The following is a 2,929-nucleotide window of genomic DNA, read 5'->3' as shown; positions in this document are numbered from 1 at the left end:
TAACACTGTCACAGACCCATTTCTTTCTTAACATACTCGGCAATCCAGGTATGATTCCACTTACGATAATCGTCAGTTAGATGCGCCTTTACAGGATTATTTATTATATACCAGACAGTATCTTCAAACTCCTGTTGTGACCGGACCAAGTGATCATAACTTTCTTTATGCCAAAAACTTCCTGTTTTATTCAAAAATATATTCGCTTTCCGGGCTGTGCTGCCTTTATGTCCTTTTAATATTTCTGCAAAAGAATAAAACGACCCGCTCTTCTGCTCCTGCGGCATAATTAATATATGAACATGATTCGGCATAACACAAAAACAGTACAACTCATATTGCTTTTTATTCATAAAGAACAAACTGTCCTTAACGATCTGTGCAATATTTGAGTCAGATAAATATTTAGGACCATTTTTACACAATCCCAGATAATTATCAACAAAATAAAATTGTTGTTTTTCGAAGTCCAGTTTGATTGATTTTTCGTCTTTATTTTTAGATACACTTTTTCGTTTTGCATATTCTTGTTTCTGCTGGATTAATTTTTCAACAATCTCTGACGGTAGATCAAAATTAAGGCGGTATGTAATAAAGAAAATGCCTGATTCAGGCTGATAATGAGGCAGATTCCTCCGATAAAATATTTTATAATCGAGAATATCTTTGTTGGTCATATTTTAGTCCTCGACTTATATAAATCCTACATTCCCGAAGTAGTGTAACGATGAGACAGGAATAACAATAATAATAATATAGGATTAAATGTAATTTCTCTTGTTTTAAACCTCGTTACATGTTAATTTATATGTAACGAGAATAGGAGGAATTACAGATGGCGGCGATTGTGTATCAAACCAATAAACAGACCGGAATAAGCTATGCCTACGAATCGATCTCGTTCTGGGACAAAGAAAAAAAACAGTCCAGAGCGAGACGAAAATGTATCGGCAGGGTAGATCCTGAAACAAAGCAGATTATTCCGACCAGAAAAAAGGCATCGGCAACCGTGGCAGACAAGACTCAGAGAGGGCCTGTTCCAGTTACCCGGGCATCCCGCAGTTATTATGGCGCCACCTATCTTTTTGATAGAATCGGTGAGAAACTTGGTGTGACCGCCGATTTGAAGACATGTTTTTCCAAGACCTATAAACAGCTGTTATCCATTGCCTACTATCTCATTTTGGAAGATAAAAATCCTTTAAGCCGGTTTCCCCGGTGGGCGGCTATTCATAAGCATCCCTACGGTAAACCCATTCCGTCCCAGAGGAGCAGTGATCTGTTCTCCTCCATTAGTGAAGAGGCCAGGGCCCATTTTTTTCGTCTGCAGGGGAAACGCCGGGTGGAACAGGAATACTGGGCCTATGATACAACCTCCATATCCAGTTATTCTAAGTGTTTAAACCAGGTCAGATACGGCCTGAACAAGGATCATGAACCATTGGAACAGATCAATCTTGCCCTGTTGTTCGGTCAAGAGTCCAATCTCCCCTTCTATTACCGGAAACTCGCCGGAAACATCACAGATGTCAAAACCCTAAAGAAACTGTTGGTGGATATCAACTTTCTAAGATTTGACAGGATCAAACTGGTCATGGACAGAGGATTCTACAGTGCGGACAATATTAATAGTCTATATAAAAACCATCTGAAATTCCTGATTGCCGCCCGGCTGTCCCTCGGGATTGTGCGGACCGGACTGGATGACGTGCGTGAGAGCATGCGCAGTTGGACGCATTACAGCCCGGAGTATGATCTGTACGCTTATTCCATGCCGGTGAAGTGGGAATACTCCCAGGAGCGTCCCTATAAAGGTGACACACTGAAAGGGGAGCGACGCATGTATCTCCATCTGTATCACTCCGGTGAACGGGCATTGGAAAATGAAAAGAATCTCAATACTCTGCTGTACACCCTGCAGGGGGAATTGGAAAGCGACCAAAAGAATCCCGAACATGAGAAACAGTATGCCAAATATTTTGATGTGACAAGTACCCCGGTAAGAGGAGCGAAAGTGGTTGCCAAAGAAGAGGTCATTGCGGAAGCGAAGAAAAATTACGGATACTTTGCCCTTCTGAGTAACGATGTGAAAGATCCAATTGAGGCATTAGAGATCTACCGGAATAAAGATATGATTGAAAAAGCCTTCGGGAACCTGAAGGAGCGATTGAATTTGCGCCGGCTGGCCGTATCTTCCGAACAAAGTCTGGATGGAAAACTGTTCGTCGAATTTATCGCCCTTATCACTTTGTCCTATATCAAGAAGAAGATGCAGGATAATAATTTATTCAAGAATTACACGATGCAGGAATTATTGGATGAATTTGACATTATTGAATGTTTTGAACAGCCTGGACTAGAATTGCAGGTAGCTGAAATGACAAAGCGACAAATGGGGCTTTATGAGACATTAGGTATCAAGCCACCCGCCTCGTTACATTAAGAGCGGGAATTTAGGATACCTAGCAGTTCCTCGTCCATATTCCGTGGTCATTGAACTGAGAATACTATTCTGAGACCAGTAATAGTCTTTGAAATTTTTATCTTTATAGTCAATCTTATACTTAGAATCTATCTCTTCATTAGAAGGAAACTGAGCCGGTAAAGAACTTTTATATGGAGGTCTAACCTTGGAAATATCGAAATTTAGGTCATATCCTAAATATGCAGTATATTCAATTACTCCTCTTGCATAATCCCTTAGGAGGATATGGGGGTATATCTCACTATCAATATTAAAAATGGTTTTAAAAATATACTCGCTTAGAGCAGGGAGTGAATCTTTTTGTGGCTCTTCTCCCAATCGAGTGGGTTAAAATATAGAGATTTGGACATTAGATTTCCGGCAATGTGCATGTCAATATTTTCAAACGTAAATATTCTTCATCACGAAGGCCGAAGGCGCGGCGTTGAATAACGCGAATTTTAT

3 protein-coding genes are annotated in these 2,929 nt (G+C 40.4%); 1 reads left to right on the top strand and 2 read right to left on the bottom strand.

The features are described 5' to 3' along the window. Nucleotides 1–8 precede the first annotated feature (8 nt). Nucleotides 9–677, bottom strand: a complete 669-nt coding sequence (locus Q7J67_09505) for a transposase (protein ID MDO9465515.1) — start codon at nt 675–677, stop codon at nt 9–11. Nucleotides 678–835: 158 nt separating this feature from the next. Between Q7J67_09505 and Q7J67_09500 the strand changes: the two genes are divergently transcribed. Then, on the top strand, nt 836–2,443 hold the full coding sequence (locus Q7J67_09500; GenBank protein ID MDO9465514.1) for an IS1634 family transposase: 1,608 nt from the start codon (nt 836–838) through the stop codon (nt 2,441–2,443). Here Q7J67_09500 and Q7J67_09495 read toward each other — a convergent pair. Next, complete coding sequence (locus Q7J67_09495) at nt 2,435–2,803, bottom strand: hypothetical protein (GenBank protein ID MDO9465513.1); 369 nt, start codon at nt 2,801–2,803, stop codon at nt 2,435–2,437. The two genes, Q7J67_09500 and Q7J67_09495, sit on opposite strands and share 9 nt — an antisense overlap. Nucleotides 2,804–2,929 lie beyond the last annotated feature (126 nt).

The sequence above is a fragment of the bacterium genome (genome assembly GCA_030652805.1).
GTDB lineage: Bacteria > JAHJDO01 > JAHJDO01 > JAHJDO01 > JAHJDO01 > JAHJDO01.
The sequence above is the reverse complement of the archived record's forward strand: the minus strand, read 5'-3'. Positions and strand labels throughout refer to the sequence as shown.